Origin of the sequence: Neopusillimonas maritima (assembly GCF_003576595.1) — a bacterium.
In the GTDB taxonomy this organism is placed as follows: Bacteria; Pseudomonadota; Gammaproteobacteria; order Burkholderiales; family Burkholderiaceae_B; genus Neopusillimonas; species Neopusillimonas maritima.
Map to the genome: position 1 here is coordinate 104,829 of NZ_NQOU01000004.1, position 20,217 is coordinate 125,045.

Sequence of the window (20,217 nt, forward strand, 5' to 3'; positions counted from 1 at the left end):
GCTTGAAGGTATCTTATATGGCTTCATCTCCTCAGTCTCTTATTGTTAACGGTGTTTTGGAAGACGCCGATTTGTCTGGTGCATCGTTGGCCGGAACCGGCTTTCAAACCATTAAATTTCATAAAGTAAATTTTCGGGGAGCCGACCTTTCCGGTGCCGACTTTTCCCAGGCACAATTCGACGATTGCGATTTAAGCGGTGCTATCCTGAATGAAGCGCAATTTATCGGCGCCACAATTAACAACACGAACGCAGCCGGCGCAAGCCTCAGCAAAGCAAACCTAACCACTACATCGGTGATTAAATCCGATTTGAGCCAGGCCAACCTGGCCGAGTCCGATTGTTCGGCCAGCCTGTTCGACAACTGCATTCTGGACAACGCCGTCTTTGAAAAGGCCGATTTAAGTACGGCCCGAATGAATGCGTGCTCCCTGAGCGGAACGAGCTTCAAAGAAAGCGACTTAAGCCGCTGGATGGTGATGGAATCCGACTTGAGTGCCGTTGTGTTCGGAAAGAACAACTTGAGCCAGGCCATGCTCATGAACGCGAATTTGTCGGGCCAGCAGTTTCCCGAGTGCGACCTGACGCTGACACTCTTTATTGAGGCTAACCTGCAAGGCGCCAACTTCTCGGGCGCCTCAATGTCGCAAACACAGTTTTCCATGTCGATAATGAAAGGGGCGAATCTCAGCAACATCAAAGCGGAAAACACCAGCTTTGCCGCCGCCGACCTCACGGCCGCCGACCTTACCGGCAGCGCTTTTGAAATTTGTGATTTCTCGCATGCCAAACTGGTGCAGGCCCGTGCAGGCAACAGTTCCTGGCATGTCACGCCCATGGTGGGTGTGCAAGCCCAACAATCGATCTGGGATGGTGCGCAACTTGAACTGTGTGATTTTTCACATGCCTCGATAGACGAAGCCAGCTTTAGAAATGCCACCATCAAATTATGCAACCTGCATAAACTTTCGGAAGAGAAAACAATTTGGGACGGCGCCAACTTCAATGACACCTTCCGTACCGACCCAATCCGAGAGAAAGCAGAAAATTGGCAACCTCCTGCGTAACCCCTGGCCAACCGGAAAACAATCATGTCTGCAACCGTTCATCGCCTCACGCCCACGCCGGAAACTTCGGCACACAGCCTGGGCACCGCAACCGTTACCGGAATATCGGGCGAACACTTTTTACTGAGTCATCCCGAAATCTTAAAGGCAAGGCTTGCAGCCAGTTGTCTTTTAACGCCGGAAGCGGGTGACACCGTACTGGTGTCGCATGCGGCCGGCCATGACACCGGCTTTATCCTGGCCATTCTGCAGCGCAACGATCCGGACAGCGGCAGTTTGAACTTGCCGGGTGGCGCACAACTTCACACAAATCAGGCCGGAGTCGAGCTGCAAACCCAAAGCCTGTACCTGAACAGTGCGTCCCACCTCCAATTAAACAGCGGCACGCTCGATATCAATTCGGTAAGCTCAACCGTTAAGGTTAAGCACTGGCAAGGTTGGTTCGACACCTTTGAATCATGTGCGGTCAATGCCTCATTTACCGCAAAAACCTTTTCGTCGCAGGTCGGGCGGCTGATCCAGCGCCTTAAAGAAAGTTTCCGCAAAATCGACGGGCTGGACGAAACCCGTGCCGGTCGTGTTCGTGTTTCGGTCGACGATCACCACCACATTGAAGCGGGCCATGTTACCCACACGGCAAAAGGCTTTGTAAAGATAGACGGCCAGAAAATAGATTTGGGCTAGGAGAACATATGTTTGTTGCAACCATTCAAGCCGGGCAAGCCATGTGCATGCCCGATGTATGTAAAACCCCTGCCCCGCCCGGGCCCCCTATTCCTATTCCTTATGTGAACACGGCAATGACGACACTAGCCAACCCCACCAGCCTGAAAGTACTGGTCAGTGGCTGCCCCGCACTTACCAAGGCTTCAAAAATATCAATGAGCATGGGAGACAACACCGGTGTTGAAGGCGGTATTGTGTCGGGCTCAATGATGGGGGAATGTGAGTTCGTTACCGCCAGCTTCAAAGTCAAGTTCCAGGGGAACCCGGTTGTACGGCAAATGGACTCGGCCAAATCAAACAAAGGCAACACATTCGGGGCACTGCTGGAGCCCAGCCAGGTTAAGGTGAACGCAAACTAGGTTATTTCCTTTCTGACACGCGTACAGCCGGAGGCCCCGCCTTCGGCTTTTCATTTGCCGGGCGTCCGTCGCTATTCAACCTAATACGCTCGCCCGGGTAGTAATCAAACAACGCACTACGCTTTTCCCCTTTGAACTGATACGTGACCCGATAAGGTTTCTCGGTGTACGTGACACGCGTTGTCGGCACACAGGTGGTCTCCAGATAAAACTGCTGGTTCGCCAAGTACTGCCCTGGCTGCGGCTTTTGCAGCAACTCTTTCGGCGGGCTGTCGGGAAACAATAATTTCATTAAACCATCGCCCAGAATACCGCCAATCATCGACAACATAATGGTTAACGGCAGCTTGGTCGGCCAGAAATGCTGCGCCAGAATTCCACCCCCATAGGCGCCCGCAACCATGCCCGGGCCGGCGACAGCCCCCACCGCCACGCCGGCCAAAATGGTTGGGTAAAACCAAAGCTTCTCACTTTTGGGCCCGTAGTTTCGCGTGAACTTATACCCTACCGCACCACCCAACAAACCACCCAATATCGGCTGCCAATACTTGACAAGCCAGGATTGGCTTTCGTATTGTCTCTGGGCGCGTTCGCGGTCGCTGACAATAGTTTGCCAGCACACGTCCGTCTTTTCTGCTTTCTCTATCACTTCCTGGGTTACCGTCAGTACCGCTACGGTGTCTTCAGGTGGTGTCGACATATTGCGAAACAAACTTGCATTTGACGCATGGGCCTGCGGTTGAAAAAACGCCATGCCGATACCTAGAAATAGCGTTGGGAAAATGCGCCAGTGCAATGATTTTTTTGGAAAACCTGGCAAGGAAAAAGACGGCTGCGATGGGTCCATGGGCTATAATCCTGCCGGTTAGGGTAAGGTGTTGGTTCAATTTACATAGTGTATTTTTTTATTTCTTCAATTTGCAACTCTTAGGTCCTCATGCCAAGACGTCAATTACTGACACTCATGCTTGCCAGCCTTCTGATCATGACTCAGGGGTGTTCCAGCGTGAATTCGGCCATGGGGGGAAACACACAAAAAGAAGCCAAAGCTGAAGTAAGCTGGGACTACAAACGCGACGGCATCCAAATTGAACTTATGGCAAGCGCCGATATCAATGCTTATTTCAATCAGTCTCACACACTGGTGCTGGGCATTATGCAGTTGGAAGACTCCAAACCGTTTCTGAAATTACTGAGCGATAAAAAAACACTTGTCGACATGCTGGCCAGCGGAGACCCAGGAAAAGAGATTTTGCATATGGATCGCTACGTCGTCAGCCCGGACAAACGCACTATCTTGAATATAGACCGCGTTCAAAACGCAAAATTTATCGGCGTCGTGGCCGGCTATTACGACTTCGATCCCACCCGGGCCGCCCGCCTGTTTCGCATACCGCTGAACATTCAAACCGAAGGGCTTGTTTCCACGACCTACAAAGCGGAACCGGCTAATTTGGCATTACGACTTTATCTGGGGCGTCAGCAAATAACAAACGCGCAAAGCCTTACGTTCGACCCCGACAAAAAACCCGATGTTGAAACCATTCCTCTGGAACAGGGCGATCCAGAGATCAAGCTTGACGAAAAAACACTCCAACAAGCAGACGATGCAGCCGGCGCTGCGCGCAAACTAAGGCAATAAAGGAACGCTTCATGGACTTCAGGACCGGCACCTACTGGCATCAGGGATTGTTTCTTCAACCTCAGCATTTTCAACGGCAAGAACTGAATCAACACTTCCTGAAAAAACCACTTTATGAAATGGTCACGCCGCACTTCTGGGGTGCCGGGAAAATAGAATTTGCCCCTGAGTCACTTTCCGCCCGCTCTGTTGAAATTCGCAGCGCTCGCCTGGTTTTCCGTGACAACACCTATGTAGAGTATCCGGGCAACGCCATTATCGGGCCACGTTCTTTCGATAAAGTCTGGACCGACAGTGACCAGCCGCTGGATGTTTTTCTGGGATTGCGAAAGCTCTCTCAGAGTGCGCCTAACGTCACGCAGGTCGACTCATTCGATCAGGCCGCGTCGGCGCCAACGCGCTATGCTTCGCAAACAGACGGCGAGGCCATGCGCGATCTGTATACCGATGGCCCGGTCGCCACCGTGCCTGTCATGATGCATGTTGTGCGTATTTTCTTCGGCCCGGAAGTAGCATCACTCGACGATTACGATCTGATCCCGATCGGCAGCCTTGCAAGAGATAACGATGTGGTGAAACTCACCGCCGACAGCGTCCCCCCCTGCTATGCTCTAACGGGCTCTCATGTATTGCAGGATTTGCTGCGTGATATTCGCGACGACATGTCGGGCAGAATGCGCCAGCTTGCAGAATATAAAGCGCCACGCGACATTCAGCGAGAAGAGCTTGATCCGGAATATTTTATGCTGATGCAATCGTTGCAGTCATTGAATCGGGCGGTGCCGCAAATTGCACACTACACCGAAACCGCCCAGGTACACCCGTGGGAAGTGTATGGCTTCCTGCGCACATGCGTTGGCGAAATGAGCACCTTCACCGATTCGTTCGACGCCGCCGGCCGGCGGCGCGACAGCCAGGACGAAGGGCTACCCCCATACGACCATCTTAAGTTGTTTAGTTGCTTCAGCACGGCGCGCCGCGTAATTAACCAGTTGCTCGCCGAGATCTCGGTAGGGCCGGAATTCCGTGTCACCCTGGAACCCCATGAGGATTATTTGATCGCCAGCGTTCCGCGCGACTATTTCGCCGCCCGTAACCGTTTCTACCTGGTGACCCAAACCGCCTCAAAAAACGATTACTCCAGCGAAGACTTCCTGCGGCTTGCGCGTCTTGCCGCCCCGCAATCCTTACCCACCATGATTGATCACGCGCTACCAGGCATTGATCTCATAGAGGTGGCCACGCCTCCGCAAGGCCTGCCCAAACGCGCCAATGCGCGTTACTACCGTATCGAACAAATGAGTGCGGAATGGGAAACGGTTGAACAAACTGCGGAGCTTGGACTTTTCTGGCCCGATGCGCCGGCCGATCTGCATGTCCAGCTTATCGTGCTCCGAGGCTAAGATGAAACTGTGCGACTACTTCATTCCACTCACCGCGCTGGTAAAAAGTTTCGACACGGCCGCCACCGATACGCCCGAAGCGTTGGCCGGGCAAATTGACAGCCTGATTCAACAGGCACAAAGCCAGGCCCTGCAAGAGGGTGTCGAACTGAACGCCTTTCAGGAGGCCCTGTTCCCTGTGCTGGCCTGGGCCGACGAACATATTTCGCGTCGCCACCAATGGGGCTCGGAACACGCATGGCAACGCCATCTTTTACAAAGACGCTATTTCAAAACCGGGTTGGCGGGCCGGGAGTTTTTTGAACGGCTCGAAAAGCTTCCCCCTGGAGAAGCCGCTGTACGCGAGGTATACCTGCTTTGCCTTTGCCTGGGCTTCATGGGGCGTTACAGCATTTCACCCAATTCCGCTGAGCTTGCCAATATTCGGGTGGAGCAATACAAACTGCTGCAAAAGGCCGACGACCGTTATAAAGCCGCCGAGAAAACAGCTTTGTTTCCCAAAGCCTACACAATGGCCGGCAACGCGAGGCCGGCAAAACAAAGAAAACCTGCATTTACCAGGAAAATCTCATTGCGTCGCGCCCTCATATTTATCCTGCCCCCCGTTATCGTGTTGGTCGTTGCCTTTATTCTGCATACTGAACTGACCTATGCCGTTCAGAACTTCCGTGAGGCGGCCAACTTATGAGAACGCTGCTTTCCATCATTCTGTGGCTTATCGTTCTTATTGTGCTGGCCATCGTCAGTTGGGCCGTCATGCTTTATTTATCGTGGCCGTACTGGGGTGGTCTGGCCATTTTCTTTGGTGTGCTGGGCATTTATTTCGGTATCCGGCTTTTGCGGCGGCTGTGGTATTTGTCGCGATCGCGCGTCAAGCTGGCCGCCTCGGAAAACGCGGGCCGCAAAGCTTCCGACAAACCCAGCGCACTCAGCGAACTTACCAATAAATGGAAACAGGGTATCGCCACGCTGAAAAGCTCGTCGCTACGACGCTTTGGCAATCCTATCTATGCTCTGCCCTGGTTTATGGTTGTGGGGGAATCGGGTGTTGGGAAAACATCGGCCATCACACGCTCGCGCCTTAGCTCGCTGAACAAAAGCATTAATCAATTCGAACCCATTACCCAAACACTGAACTGCGATTGGTGGTTCTTCAACCGTGCCGTCGTCATCGACACCGCCGGACGCTATGTATCTCCCGACGGTACGCCAGAAGATCAGGCCGAATGGGAACGCATGCTGGAGCTGCTGGCCAAGTACCGCATGAAAGAAGGCCTGAACGGCTTGGTGCTGGCCGTTGATGCAGAACAACTGATGGCCAGTGAAGATGCGCTTGAGCGACGAGGTCACGCCATTCGCGAACGTATCGATCAACTGATTCGCTTATTCGACAAACGTTTCCCCATTTTTGTTCTGGTCACCAAATGCGATCAGATCTGTGGTTTTGAAGACTGGGCGCAGGTACTGCCGGCAGACGCACTGAACCAGGCCATGGGCTATACCGGCCCAATGGAAGAGGGTGACCTGGCCGAACAGAAGTTCTTGAATCAGGCGTTCGAGCACATTTCGGAACGCCTGAAACTGCTTAGACTCGACATGGCGGTGAAAGGGGTCGACCTTAGCCCCAACCTGCTTTTGTTTCCCAGTGAAATTGAACGTCTGCGCTCCGGACTTCAGCACTTCATGCAGGCGTGCGCCGGCAACAATCCCTACCTGGAGCAGCCGCTCATTCGCGGGCTATTCTTCAGCAGTGCGCGCCAAACCGGCACGCATATACCCAGTTCCCTTGCGCACATCGTAAACACATCGAACACAGAAAAAACACCCAGCGACAAAGGATTGTTCCTGCATGATTTCTTTGAGCGCGTCTTGCCGGCTGATCGTTGGTCGTTCCTGCCTACCGTTATCGTAGATCGCTGGCGCCTGGTCACCCGCAACCTGGCCATTGTGTTCTGGATTTCCATCTGCACGGCTATCCTTGCCTTCATTTTGCTTTCTTACTACCAAACACGCGCCAGCCTGATCGACATCAAAAACGTTTATCCAAAAAACGTTCTGTCTCAAACAGGCAGCGACGCCAGTCGACTGGAGGACCTGCACCGCATCTTGTCAGTAATCGATTTAATTCAAGACCGTGAAGAGGAGTGGCAAACACGTTGGCTGGAATTCAGCCCCGACATCACGCAACTTGAAGAAGACATCAAGAATACTTACGTTAAAGGCTACCAAAATTTTCTGGGTACATACGACCCTAACAGCTTCCTGTCGAATGAGGCATTGGCCGATCAGAACAACCCGCAGTATGCCGATGCCGTTCTGGCGCTGGTTCGCACCATGAATTTGTCGCAAGCCCGTATTCAAGGTGCCGACTATCAGCAATTGCTGGCCATGCCCCAGGTGCCCACCAATGTTATTCAGGAATTCCTTCCCGACCTCCCACCCAAAGTCATCGATGCAACCAACCAGATGCAGGTGGCATACACCGCCTGGACGCCAATCGACGATCCATTTCTGCGTCAGCGTCTGGCAAATAACCGACAGGTTCTCAACAAAATTCTGGTGCAATCTCCGCAACTGGAGTGGTTACTGCCTTGGGCGAATGCACTTCCCAACCTGCAGCCTGTTACGTTGCGAGAGTTCTGGCTGCCAGGCACACAAGGCCCGAACCGGGGCATGATTGAGCCCGCCCTAACCAAACAAGGTGAGCAACGCTTGCAAACATTCCTGGACGAACTGGGCCAGGCGGTAGACGACCCATCCGGGTTCAAAGTTCGGCGCGGTGCATTTGAAACCTGGTATTTGGCCGAGCGCTTCAACACGTGGCAAAGCTTCGCATGGGCCTTTAACAACGGCGAGCAATTGCTTGGCAATGAGCCGGCATGGCGCGAAATGCTGGGGCGCGTTGATACCAACGCCAGCCCCTATTACATGCTGTTCGACCGATTAAAAAGTGAATTTGCCGATGTACCTGCCGACAACTTGCCTGGCTGGTTACTGTTCGCACGTGAATTCAACGACATGCGACGCGCCGCTACCGCACCCGGCACTTTGGGCAAAGCGCAAGGCATGCTCAACACATTGAATAGTGTCGGCGAACGTGTCATTAAAGAATCAGTCTCCAATCAAACTTTTGCCCCCATGTCGGCATTTCCGCAATCGATTCAAGGCGTGCAGAACTTCTCTGCATATGCGCACGCCTTCGATCAAGTGGTATCGGATGCGCTGGGCGGTGAAGGCGCGGCGTATCAACTGGCGGCCAACTATTTCGCCTTCGGCGTTCAACCCGACGTGAAAGCATCAGCATTGCAGAATGTGCGCGACAATCTTGAGGCTTTCCGAAAAACATCGGGCTTTGACAAACCCGACGATCAGGTAATCTGGCATCTTGTAGGCGGCCCGCTGCAATTACTGACCCGCTACATTCTGGAGCAAGGTTCCTGCAGCGTACAAAACGACTGGGAAAAAGAAGTGCTGTGGAAAACCCAAATGGCAGTCAGCACGCAAGAGACGACTGAACAACTTTTTGGTGACAAAGGATCAGTCTGGACTTTCGCCGACAAATCGGCCAAACCTTTCTTGCAGCAACAAGCCAACGGCTTCACCACGGCAACTAAAAATGGCTACACCTTTCCGTTCGACCCTGGTTTCATTCCATTCCTGAATCAGTCGGTCAGCACGCAGGTAGAGTCTGTCGTCAAAAAGCAGTTGGCAGAAGCCTCTATCGGCAAAACCGCAAACTTGCTTATTACCTCTCTGCCCGTGGGCGTGAATCCCAGCGCCAAAGCCAAGCCCTACGCAGTGAATCTATCGATTCAATGCTCGCAGGAACAAATTACGCTGGATAACTTCAACATGGCGGTGACCAACAGCTTCGACTGGTCACCCGATCATTGTGGAGACGTCACGCTTCAAATACGTATCGACAATCTGTCTTTGAATCGCCGCTACCCCGGCCCCATGGGCATGGCCCGCTTTGTGGAAGAGTTCGTTGACGGCGAACGCATCTTTACGCCGGAAGACTTCCCCCAGGCAAAAGAACAACTGGATGCGCTGGACGTCAAAACCATTAACGTTCGATACGACCTGGTGGGCCAGGAGGCCTTATTGGAAATGGCCGCGCACCTGGACTACCTGGCCGAAACAGGCACACCGTCGCTTAGCGCGACGCCGTCCAAACTCAGCGTGAAAGTGCCGCAACGGGTTGGCCAATGCTGGATGGGCGATGTCATTGAAAAGCCCACCACCCCACTGCCGTTATTCATCAAAGAGCGCGCCCAACAAATTATCAACCAGCCACCACCACCGCCCGAACCCGCTCATATTCAAGCGCTGGCTGAAGCAGAAGAAGCGGCTAAAGCCAAAAGCCGGCCTGAAACGAAGCCCACCGCGCCGCAAGTAACACGTGAGCACCGCGTAAAAGAAGGTGAAACCCTATATTCATTGGCAAAAGAATTCGGTACAACCGTTGAGGCGTTGAAAGACCTGAACAACATCTCCGACACCAATCTGATTATTACCGGGACATTGCTCAAGCTTCCCGCGAACAGCAATACGCAACCGGCTTCGTCATCGCAAAACGCCGGTTATAAACAAACGGCACAATAAACACCAACGTCGCGCAAGCCTTACATAACTGCGGCGAAAATACATCTTATGGCTGCACCATGCCGGTGCAGCCATAAGGTTCATGTTGGAGTGCCTTTATTTATCAGGCTTTTATGGGAAACACTGATTGACAAGGTCTGTCACAGTCGGACAAAATCTTTTAGCTTTTCTCGGAACTTCTTACAACTTTATCCCGTCTTAAACAAAAACGGAATCAGTCAGGAGACTAAATTATGGCAGGCGAGGGATCCGTCGCTCCTAAAGAGCGTGTAAACATTACTTATAAACCGGCTACCGGAGACGCTCAAGTCGAAGTCGAGCTGCCCCTCAAACTCTTGATTCTAGGCGACTTCACGCAACGCGAAGACGATCGTAGCGTTGAAGACCGGGCACCGATCAATGTTGATAAAGACAACTACAACGACGTACTGAAAGCACAAAATCTGTCGTTGGATCTTTCGGTACCGAACCGGCTTGAACCAGGCTCGGAAGACAACCTGCCGGTTAACCTGAAATTCGAATCACTGGCCGACTTCCAGCCCGACAGCATCGTGGAAAAAGTCCCCGAACTACGCAATATCGTCGAGCTGCGAGGCGCGCTCAAGGCACTGAAAGGGCCATTGGGCAACATTCCCGACTTTCGCAAGAAGTTGCAAGCGCTGGTTCAAGATGACGAAACCCGCGCCCGCTTGCTGAAAGAACTCGGCATTGAAGACAAATAAACGTAAGGCAGGGGATACACAACATGAGTGAAGAACAAGCGAAACAAGACAATGCTGCCGCCCCTTCGGAAGGCGGCTCCCTTATCGATCAGCTACTGGAAACCACCAAGGTAAGGCCCGGCGACGAATCCTACGCCATCACCAAACAGGGCATTCAAACCTTTATTTCCTCCCTGCTTGATCCTTCCCGCACAACCGACCGCATCACGGCCTCACTGGCCGACGACATGATTGCCGAGCTCGACAAAAAGCTCTGCGCCCAGGTCGATGAAATTCTCCACCACGCCGACTTCCAGCGCCTCGAGTCCTCGTGGCGCTCACTGAAGTTCCTGATCGATCGCACCAACTTCCGCGAGAACATCAAGATTCAGATCATGAACGTCAACAAAGACGATCTGCTCAGCGATTTCGAAGACTCGCCGGAAGTCACCAAGTCGGGCCTGTACAAGAATTGCTATACCGCAGAATTCGGCCAGTTTGGCGGCCAGCCTTTCGGCGCCATTATTGCCAACTATGAATTCGGCCCCGGATCATCCGACGTGAAACTGTTGCAATACTGCGCCAGCGTTGCCTCCATGAGCCATGCCCCTTTCATCGCTGCCGCCGGCGCGCAGTTCTTCGGCCTCGAAGATTTCTCGAAACTGCCCGACCTGAAAGACCTGTCGTCTATCTTTGAAATGCCGCAATACACCAAATGGAACGGCTTTCGCGAAAGTGAAGACGCACGCAACGTGGGGTTGGTACTGCCACACTTCCTGCTGCGTACCCCGTACGGTAACGACACCACTCCTTCAAAGAAATTCAACTACGAAGAAGATGTGTCAGCCGGCAGCGACGCTTTCTTATGGGGCAATGCGGCCTTTGCCTTTGCCTCACGCCTTACCGCCAGCTTTGCCGACTACCGCTGGTGCGCCAACATTATTGGCCCGCAAGGCGGCGGCACCGTAGGCGACTTGCCCATTTACAACTACGAAGCCATGGGCGAAATTCAAACCAAGATTCCTACCGAAGTGCTCATTTCGGAACGCCGGGAATTTGAATTGGCTGAGCAAGGCTTTATTGGTCTGGCCATGCGCAAGAACAGCGACAACGCGGCATTTTTCTCTGCCAACTCTTGCCAGAAGCCCAAATTCTTCGGGAATACAAAAGAAGGGAAAGAAGCCGAAACGAATTACAAACTGGGCACGCAGCTACCATACATTTTTGTGGTTAGCCGCCTTGCCCATTACATCAAGGTTTTGCAACGTGAAAACATCGGGACCTGGAAAGAGCGCGCCGACCTTGAAGGTGAACTCAACAACTGGATCCGGCAATACGTGGCAGACATGGATGCCCCTGGGCCTGAAGTACGCAGCCGTCGTCCTTTACGCACAGCACAAATCAGCGTTGAAGACGTTGAAGGAGACCCAGGCTGGTATCGCGTATCAATGCTGGTTCGCCCTCATTTCAAATATATGGGGGCATCGTTCACGCTGTCGTTGGTTGGCAAACTGGACAAAAAATAAAGTTGAAGCAAACTTGTATCAATCGCTCGTTCAACAGGCATAAAGGAGACCGAAAATGCCCATGCCAGGTTATCTGACACTTACTGGTCAGACGCAAGGAAAGATTGAAGGTAGTTGCACCATTCAAGGCCACGAGAACACCATTCTTGTACAGGCCGTCGACCACACAATTGAAATTCCCAAGTCGATCCAAACCGGCTTACCCACCGGCAAGCGCATTCATGGTCCGCTTACCATTACCAAGGAAATCGACAAATCGTCACCCAAGCTTTTTCAGGCCCTTACCTCGGGCGAGCAGCTTAACGACGCCAAACTTGAGTACTACCGTATTTCACCGCAAGGTAAAGAAGAGCTTTACTACACGGTTGAAATCAAGAACGCCATTATTACCTCGATGCACAAATTTGTTCCCATGTGCCTCGACCCGGCGAACAAGTCTATGGGACATATGGAGGCCGTTTCCTTCACTTACGAAACCATCATTGAAACATTCACGCCCGATGGTATCGAAGCCGAGGATTCCTGGAACCAACCTAAATCCTAAGGCCTTCAAAAAGCCGTTCGAACAAAGGGTGTTCGAACGGCTTTTTATTTTTAGGCCGGCTATACCAATTCTCAGAATAAAACAGCCGCCACCGGAGCATAGGCGTTACGAGGCGGTCTTTCTTCCGTCAACACGCAGTTACTTATCCGGAACACCCCATGCAAATTGTCGAGTTCAAATCACTGGTCGACCGTCTTAACCCGACGTGCCGCGACGCGCTTGAAAATGCCGCAGGAATTTGTCTGAATCGCACCCATTACGAAATCACGATCGAGCACATGCTGGTTCGTCTTATCGAAGATCCGCGAACCGACGTTCACTTAATACTCAAACAAGCCGGCATTGATCCAGGCCGCGCACAACGTGCGCTGGAGCAAGTGATTGAAAGCTTCAAAAGCGGTAACAGTGGTCGCCCGCAGTTCTCTGCTTTATTGCCCGACCTGTTCTCTGATGCATGGCTTATTGCCTCTGTCGATTTGTATGAAGGCACGATCCGTTCAGGCGCCTTATTCGCCGCCTTCGTTGCCCGGTCCTCGTTTTACGCCAGCGGAACCTATGCTTCGCTGCTGGCCGACCTTGATAAAAACAAAATCATCGAATTATTGGGCCAGGTCGCCAGCGCATCGAAAGAAAACGCAGAGGCCGTGGGAATGGGGGGCGGTCAAAGCGCGGCAGGAAGCACTGATGCAGCCCGGTCGGGATCGGCCATTGAACGCTTTTGCGAAGACTTCACGACAAAGGCCGCAAACGGCAAAATAGACCCGGTTTTCGGTCGCGATGCCGAAATTCGCCAGATGGTCGACATCCTTGCCCGCCGCCGCAAAAACAACCCCATTTGTGTCGGCGACCCCGGCGTGGGGAAAACCGCCGTCATTGAAGGGCTGGCGTTGCGCGTTACCGAGGGCGACGTCCCGGAAATCCTGCAAGGCGTCACCATTCTGGGCCTGGATATGGGCGCACTGGAAGCCGGTGCCGGCGTTAAAGGCGAATTTGAAAACCGTTTGCGCGGTGTCATCAACGAAATCAAGGCATCAACCAAACCCATCATTCTGTTTATCGACGAAGCCCACACCCTAATTGGTGCGGGCGGGTCGGCCGGTACCAGCGACGCAGCCAACCTATTGAAACCGGCGCTGGCCCGGGGCGAGTTGCGCACCATTGCCGCAACCACCTGGAGCGAATACAAAAAATACTTCGAGAAAGACGCCGCCCTTGCACGCCGTTTCGAACTGGTCAAACTAGACGAGCCAACCGTCAACATGGCGGTACAAATTCTGCGCGGGCTGAAAGACCGCTACGAACAAGTTCATAAAGTACTGATTCGAGACGACGCACTGGTCGCGGCCGCTGAGCTGTCGAACCGATACATCACCGGGCGCCAGCTTCCCGACAAGGCAATTGACTTGCTCGATACCGCGTGCGCGAGAATCAAAGTTAACCTTTCTTCAAAGCCGGACTTCATTGAAGATCGCGAACGCCAGTTGCAAATGCTGGAACGCGAGAAAAACGGGTTGCTGCGCGACGTTGAGAACCACGTTGAAATCAATCCAGATCGGCTAAAAGAAATCGACGATGAAATGACAGCGGTTCAAAGTGAACTCGATACTTTACAAGCCCGCTTCAATGAACAGTTTGACGCCGCCCGCAAAGTGCTTGATCTGCGCTTGCAGCGAGCCGACACAACCGATGTCAACGACGATCTTGAGCAACAACTAATTAAAGCCGAGCAACAGTTCGCCCAACTCCAAGCCAATGAAAAACTGATCTTTGTCGACGTCTCTCCCGACACCATCGCCAAGGTTGTCTCCGACCGCACCGGCGTACCGCTGGGCAAAATGATGCGCGACCAAGCCACGGCAGCGCTTACATTGGAAAGCACCCTGGGCGAACGTATCAAAGGGCAGGATTACGCGCTCGAAACGATTTCCGAGGTGCTTAAATCAGCGCGGTCGGGGCTGCAGGACCCCAATCAACCTATGGGAATTTTTCTGTTGGTCGGCCCTTCGGGTACGGGCAAAACGGAAACAGCGCTATCAGTCGCCGACACGATGTTTGGTGGCGAGCACTCGCTGGTCAACATCAACATGTCGGAGTTTCAGGAAAAGCACACCGTCAGCCGGCTTATCGGATCGCCACCAGGCTATGTGGGGTTCGGCGAAGGCGGCATTCTTACCGAGGCCGTGCGCCAGCGGCCCTACTCCGTTGTGTTGCTCGACGAAGTGGAAAAAGCCCATCTCGACGTCGTCAACCTCTTTTATCAGGTATTCGACAAGGGCGTGCTGTCGGATGGCGAGGGGCGCGAAATCAACTTCCGCAATACGGTTGTATTTTTAACCTCGAACCTGGCGCTTGATGTCATTACCGAACTCTGCGCAGGCGATGAACCGCCGCCGATGTCTGCGGTTCAGGCAGCCATTCGACCAATTCTGTCGAACCATTTCAAACCCGCGCTGCTGGCTCGCATGACAGTCGTGCCGTTTGTCACGCTGAAAGACGACGCCCTTCGCGGCATTGTGAGCCTGAAACTTGGCAAGTTGGCGGACCGCATGCAACGCAACAATAAAATCAAACTTGAAATCCCGGATGCCGTGGTTGACACCATTACCGCCCGTTGTACGGAAGTGGAAACGGGTGCGCGCAATATCGACTTCATTCTGCGGGGTAATATCATGCCCATGCTGTCCAACACGCTGCTTAAACATATGTCGGAAGCCAACGCGCTCTCGAAAGCACGATTGGAAGTAAATGAACAGGGCGAGTTTACCGCCACGTTCTCTTGAGGAAATCATGACAGATAAATGCGCCTGGATTATTAACCTGGGGGCGAACGATGCGCCGGCCCAGGCGGCGGCCATGCAGTTGGCCCAGTATGGGCTTACGCCCAAAGGGCAACGCTGGCCGACCGACAACGAAAACGCCTGGATGACCAGTGCGCAGGAAGCGGCCGAGGCGAATGCGGCGATTGTCATTTTGATTGGCTCCGCGCAAGAGTTGAGTAGCGAAAAAAAACGGCGTGATCTCGCCCTATTCCGGCTGTCATTGCAAGCACTGCAACGCAAGGCGGTCAACGGTCTGGCACTGGTCTCGGGCGAGCCCCTTCCCGGCAATGCGCCGGAGCGAGCGGGACTATTAACCGACTGGCTTACGCCGGCCGATGCCCGCTGGCCTGCCAAAGCGGTAGCTCGTGCTCACGCACCCGTTGCACCCAAATGGCCTGCCCGCCTTGGGCTTTATGCGCAAGAGCGCTTAGGCGTGTGGCTGGAAGTTCATCCCGCACCAAATGAGACATCATCTGGTGCGTTAGTAGGTGTTTCGGGCAACGAGGCAAGCATCAGTTTCCATGCCACAGGGCCGGCCGGCTCACTACCGGAGCGCAGCGTGAACGAATACGAATTACAAGGCCTCAAGTTCGATATCGGTAGCCTTGCGTTTGAGGCGTGGGGCTTGCAAAACACCCTTGGGCCGGAACAAAGTTATTACGTGCGCATTGAAGGCAAACCCAGCTACCTGGCTGTCGGTGCTTTACCTGAAGGGCAACTGGAAGAAGTTCACGTCATTTCACTGCTGTCATGAATATTGATGTTACGCCGCTGCTGACACCGATTTCAGAAAGCGCTCCGGCGGGCGAAGAAGCGCGCGCTACCGAAAGCTATGAAGCCATTGCCGCTGAAATAGAGAAGATGACCAGCCTGTCCGGGGCTTCTCCGATCGACTGGGCGCTGGTTGAACAACAAGGCACAAACTTGTTAAGCAGCCAAACAAAAGACTTCATGCTGGCTGCCTGGGTGAGTGCCGCGTGGATGGAGCGTCATGGCTTGCAAGGGCTTCAGGCCGGACTCGAACTGCAGGCAGGTCTCATCGAGACATTTTGGGAAACCGCCTTTCCCCCGGTTAAGCGTCTAAGAGGACGACGCAATGCCTTGTCGTGGTGGACCGAGCGTGCATCCAACTGGTTGGAAAACAACGAACTACCGGCTATTGATTCCGCTCTACACGCAAAAATGGTGGATGCAGCGACCCGTATGGATGGCGCTCTAGCGGAGCGCGATCCGGATGCCCCTCCATTGCTCACCTTCGTTCAGCAAATCAAAAGGCTAGACGTCATACCCGAAGCGGGCGCCGACAATAAGGCGAACGGCACGCCAACCGTTGAAACGAACCCAGCAGACAATACACCGTCAGACAACGCAAGCAACGCGGGCGCGGCTCCGGCAACCGCTTCTCAACATCCCGCCACCGCGCCGCATGCTTCCACCCCCGCCCTGCCCGACCAGTTGTCAACGCTCGATGATATCGTGCATGCGTTGCACCCCATTGCAGACGCTTTGGGCCATATCAGTGCCGCGCTGATCAACATCGACCGCTTCCAACCTCTCATTATCGAAATCAATCGCTTTGCCGCACGTGCCGCTTTATTGTCGGCACCGCCTGCGGTAAGCGGTGCCACCTCTTTAAATCCACCGCCCGCCCCCATCATGGACGCTTTTCAAACCATATGCGGCGCAGGCAATGCCGATGGCATAATCGAATTTTGTGAGTCGCGCATTCTAACGTTCCCGTTCTGGCTCGACCTGGATTACCAATCGGCGCGCGGCTATGAAATGATGGGCGAACAAGGCGCCCGAATGCGGCAGGCTGTCATCAAGAACACGCTCACCTTCACCGAGCGGCTACCTGGACTGGAACACCTGACGTTTTCCGACGGTACACCTTTCGCAAGCGATGAAACTCAGCAGTGGCTCCGCGACTGTCGTGCGCTTAATAGTGGCGCGACGGCGACCGACCCATTCGAAAAAACACAGCAAGAGGCGCGCGCTGCCACAAGCAACGGACAACATGACCAGGCAATGCAGCTTTATCAAGATCTGCTTCAATCAACCTTTAGCGGACGCGACCAGTTCCGCGCCCGTATTGCCCTGTTGGATTTATTCATGAGTGCAAACGGTAGCGCCGACCCCATGCCGTTAGCCCAACCCATTTTCCAAGACTGCAAAACAATGAACTTATTTCAGTGGGAGCCAATACTTGCCGGCAATGCTTTGCAAACCGTTTTGAAAGCCTGCAAACAAGCGTTGTCAAACTCCGCTGTTTTCGATGACACGCCGCGGCGCGAAAACTACCAGCGACTGCAACAAGAAACTTTGCAGCAACTTGCCCGCATCGACTTTCCCGCAGCGAGTCGTTTTTCGCGATAGCGTTAAACAGCCAATTACTTTTTTGACCTTACGTTTTCATTAATCTTTTTTATAGACATTAGGAGTACACGCAACATGCCGATGCCAGGCTACCTGACGCTCAGTGGTCAGACTCAAGGAAAAATTGAAGGGGGTTGTACGATTAAAGGCCACGAAGGAACCATTCTGGTTCAGGGGGTCGACCACACCATTGAAATCCCCAAATCCATTCAAACCGGCCTTCCCACCGGGCGCCGCATTCATGGGCCGTTAACCATTACCAAAGAAATTGACAAGGCTTCGCCCAAACTGTTTCAGGCTTTGACATCGGGCGAGCAACTTACCGATGCCAAGCTTGAGTACTACCGCATTTCTCCGCAGGGCAAAGAAGAGCTTTATTACACCGTTGAAATCAAAAACGCGGTCATCACGTCGATGCATAAGTATGTGCCCAATTGCCTGGACCCAGTCAACAAAAGCATGGGACACATGGAAGACGTCTCCTTTACGTATGAAACCATCATCGAAACCTTCACACCGAACGGTATCGAAGCACAAGATTCCTGGAATACGCCCAAGTCGTAACCTTAATACCAAGGGCGTTATCAAGGAAAACACGTAGTTGACGCCCTCTCATACCTGCGTTAATCTAAATCGTCAGTTAACCGTACTATTTGTTGCAGTTATCAGTACTATTCAAGCAAATTATTATAGAAGTAACTGCCTGTCCGTCGCGGTAGGCAGAGGAGACTCTTAGATGCAGGAAAAACAGCAGGATTCCGCTGTCCGGCAGTTCGACGCCATTGTTGTCGGGGCCGGGTTCGGCGGCGTATACGCCGTCTATAAGTTCCGCCAAATGGGCATGTCTGTACGTGTCCTGGAAGCGGGCGACGGTGTTGGAGGAACGTGGTATCACAATCGCTATCCCGGCGCCCGATGCGATATTGAATCGCTTGATTATTCCTTTTCGTTCTCAAACGAGCTGCAACAGGAATGGAACTGGTCGGAACGCTACGCAAGCCAACCTGAAATCCTGGCGTATATCAACCATGTCGTGGACCGCTTCGACCTGGCAAAAGATATACAGTTGAATACCCGCGTCACGGGGGCCACATTCAACGAAGAGTCGAACCGCTGGCTTATTACAACCGAGCAAGGCGAAACGTTCTCAGCCAAGTATGCAGTGATGGCCACCGGCGTTTTGTCGGTGCACCAGGTTCCCAATATGAAAGGCCTGGAAACCTTTGAGAAGCAATGGTTCCATACAGGCGATTGGCCAAAAGAAGGTGTGGATGTCAGTGGAAAACGGGTAGGCGTCATTGGGACTGGCTCGTCTGCGACTCAGCTTATTCCCATTGTTGCGCAAGACGCGCAACATTTATATGTATTCCAGCGCACACCCAACTACACCATGCCGGCGCAAAACCACCCCATGAAGCCGGATGTGGAAAAAGAATGGAAAGCCACCTACCCTGAACGCCGCAAGTTTGCGCGCCAGTCGGGCTTCGGCCACAACCAGGTCAGCAACCACCAATCGGGTAAAGAGGTTAGCAACGAAGAACGCCGGGCCGAACTGGAACGACGCTGGGACCTGGGTGGCCTTTACATGATGCGCGCCTTCAAGGATATTCTGACCGACCCCGAAGTGAATCATGAGGCGGCGGAGTTTGTGCGCAACAAAATCCGCAGTATTGTGAAAGATCCGGAAACGGCGGAAGCACTATGCCCCCCTGGAGAGCTTTACATCGGCACAAAACGTTTATGTTCAGGAACGCAATACTACGAAACGTTTAACCGCGACAACGTGTCGCTGGTTAATGTGCGCAAGAACGCCATCGACCGCATCACCCCGAAAGGCGTATTGCTGCAAGACGGCACGGAGTACGAACTGGATATGATTATTTTTGCCACCGGCTTCGACGCCATGACCGGCGCGATGAATCGTATCAATCCGGTGGGACGTAACGGCCGCCGGCTTAAAGACGAGTGGGCGGCGGGCCCGCGCACTTACCTGGGCATGACCGTGAACGGTTTTCCCAATATGTTCATCATCGCCGGCCCCGGCAGCCCGTCGGTGTTCAGCAATATGGTGACATCCATTGAGCAACACGTGGAATGGGTAACCGATTGCGCAAAATACATGGAGGCCCATAATATCGCCACCATTGAAGCCTCTGTCGAGGCTCAGGACACCTGGACGGAGCATGTAACAGAAGCCGCCAACCGAACGCTTTACGCCTACTCCAAAGACACGTGGTTTTATGGTTCAAACACACCCGGCAAACCCGTTGTGTTCATGCCGTATGTTGGCGGGGTTGGCAATTATTACCAACGTATTTTGAAAGTCGCGCAGGACGGCTACGAAGGTTACACACTTAGTCCGGCAACACAATCTTCCAACAAAGTAGCTTAGGCATCGTGCCATCAGGTTATCGCAACGATGGCGGTAACCCCTTTATAACCAAATCAG

16 protein-coding genes are annotated in these 20,217 nt (G+C 53.2%); 15 read left to right on the forward strand and 1 reads right to left on the reverse strand.

All coding sequences use genetic code 11. From position 1 onward, the window contains the following. Positions 1-17 precede the first annotated feature (17 nt). The 3 genes from CJO09_RS10905 to CJO09_RS10915 are packed head-to-tail and all read left to right on the forward strand — an operon-like array spanning position 18 to position 2,152. Positions 18-1,067 carry a pentapeptide repeat-containing protein gene (locus CJO09_RS10905; RefSeq protein ID WP_119442367.1) on the forward strand — a complete coding sequence of 350 codons (1,050 nt, stop codon included), beginning with the start codon at positions 18-20 and terminating at the stop codon, positions 1,065-1,067. A 24-nt stretch (positions 1,068-1,091) separates the two neighbouring features. Then, positions 1,092-1,751, forward strand: a complete 660-nt coding sequence (locus tag CJO09_RS10910; protein ID WP_119442368.1) for a DUF3540 domain-containing protein — start codon at positions 1,092-1,094, stop codon at positions 1,749-1,751. Positions 1,752-1,759: 8 nt separating this feature from the next. After that, positions 1,760-2,152, forward strand: coding sequence for a DUF4150 domain-containing protein (locus CJO09_RS10915; protein WP_119442369.1), 393 nt, complete (start codon positions 1,760-1,762; stop codon positions 2,150-2,152). Between the two features lies 1 nt (position 2,153). Here CJO09_RS10915 and CJO09_RS10920 read toward each other — a convergent pair whose 3' ends face one another. Next, complete coding sequence (locus CJO09_RS10920) at positions 2,154-2,999, reverse strand: hypothetical protein (RefSeq protein WP_119442370.1); 846 nt, start codon at positions 2,997-2,999, stop codon at positions 2,154-2,156. Positions 3,000-3,089: 90 nt separating this feature from the next. Here CJO09_RS10920 and tssJ point away from each other — a divergent pair, with 90 nt between their 5' ends. The 12 genes from tssJ to CJO09_RS10980 all read left to right on the forward strand — a co-directional run bounded on the left by tssJ (position 3,090) and on the right by CJO09_RS10980 (position 20,160). Further along, entirely contained in the window at positions 3,090-3,794 is a 705-nt protein-coding gene (tssJ, locus tag CJO09_RS10925; RefSeq protein ID WP_119442371.1) for a type VI secretion system lipoprotein TssJ, read from the forward strand. Positions 3,795-3,805: 11 nt separating this feature from the next. Continuing rightward, the gene (gene tssK, locus CJO09_RS10930) at positions 3,806-5,197 is read left to right on the forward strand and encodes a type VI secretion system baseplate subunit TssK (protein ID WP_119442372.1); all 1,392 of its coding nucleotides are present in this window, start codon (positions 3,806-3,808) and stop codon (positions 5,195-5,197) included. 1 nt (position 5,198) lies between these two features. Then, on the forward strand, positions 5,199-5,885 hold the full coding sequence (locus tag CJO09_RS10935; RefSeq protein ID WP_158582747.1) for a DotU family type IV/VI secretion system protein: 687 nt from the start codon (positions 5,199-5,201) through the stop codon (positions 5,883-5,885). Further along, on the forward strand, positions 5,882-9,802 hold the full coding sequence (locus tag CJO09_RS10940) for a type VI secretion protein IcmF/TssM N-terminal domain-containing protein (RefSeq protein ID WP_119442374.1): 3,921 nt from the start codon (positions 5,882-5,884) through the stop codon (positions 9,800-9,802). The genes CJO09_RS10935 and CJO09_RS10940 overlap by 4 nt, the downstream gene beginning before the upstream one ends. A 233-nt stretch (positions 9,803-10,035) precedes the next feature. After that, complete coding sequence (gene tssB / locus CJO09_RS10945; protein WP_114420391.1) at positions 10,036-10,524, forward strand: type VI secretion system contractile sheath small subunit; 489 nt, start codon at positions 10,036-10,038, stop codon at positions 10,522-10,524. Between the two features lie 23 nt (positions 10,525-10,547). Then, positions 10,548-12,029 carry a type VI secretion system contractile sheath large subunit gene (gene tssC, locus CJO09_RS10950; RefSeq protein WP_114420390.1) on the forward strand — a complete coding sequence of 494 codons (1,482 nt, stop codon included), beginning with the start codon at positions 10,548-10,550 and terminating at the stop codon, positions 12,027-12,029. 55 nt (positions 12,030-12,084) lie between these two features. Further along, positions 12,085-12,573, forward strand: coding sequence for an Hcp family type VI secretion system effector (locus tag CJO09_RS10955; RefSeq protein ID WP_114420389.1), 489 nt, complete (start codon positions 12,085-12,087; stop codon positions 12,571-12,573). A gap of 158 nt (positions 12,574-12,731) precedes the next feature. Beyond that, positions 12,732-15,353 carry a type VI secretion system ATPase TssH gene (gene tssH, locus CJO09_RS10960; RefSeq protein ID WP_119442375.1) on the forward strand — a complete coding sequence of 874 codons (2,622 nt, stop codon included), beginning with the start codon at positions 12,732-12,734 and terminating at the stop codon, positions 15,351-15,353. A gap of 7 nt (positions 15,354-15,360) precedes the next feature. After that, the gene (locus CJO09_RS10965; protein ID WP_119442376.1) at positions 15,361-16,146 is read left to right on the forward strand and encodes a hypothetical protein; all 786 of its coding nucleotides are present in this window, start codon (positions 15,361-15,363) and stop codon (positions 16,144-16,146) included. Continuing rightward, a complete protein-coding gene (gene tssA / locus CJO09_RS10970; protein ID WP_119442377.1) occupies positions 16,143-17,768 on the forward strand; it encodes a type VI secretion system protein TssA in 1,626 nt (541 codons plus the stop codon). The genes CJO09_RS10965 and tssA overlap by 4 nt, the downstream gene beginning before the upstream one ends. 75 nt (positions 17,769-17,843) lie before the next feature. Then, a complete protein-coding gene (locus CJO09_RS10975; protein ID WP_114420385.1) occupies positions 17,844-18,332 on the forward strand; it encodes an Hcp family type VI secretion system effector in 489 nt (162 codons plus the stop codon). Positions 18,333-18,504: 172 nt separating this feature from the next. Beyond that, positions 18,505-20,160, forward strand: coding sequence for a flavin-containing monooxygenase (locus CJO09_RS10980; RefSeq protein ID WP_119442378.1), 1,656 nt, complete (start codon positions 18,505-18,507; stop codon positions 20,158-20,160). Positions 20,161-20,217: the final 57 nt, after the last annotated feature.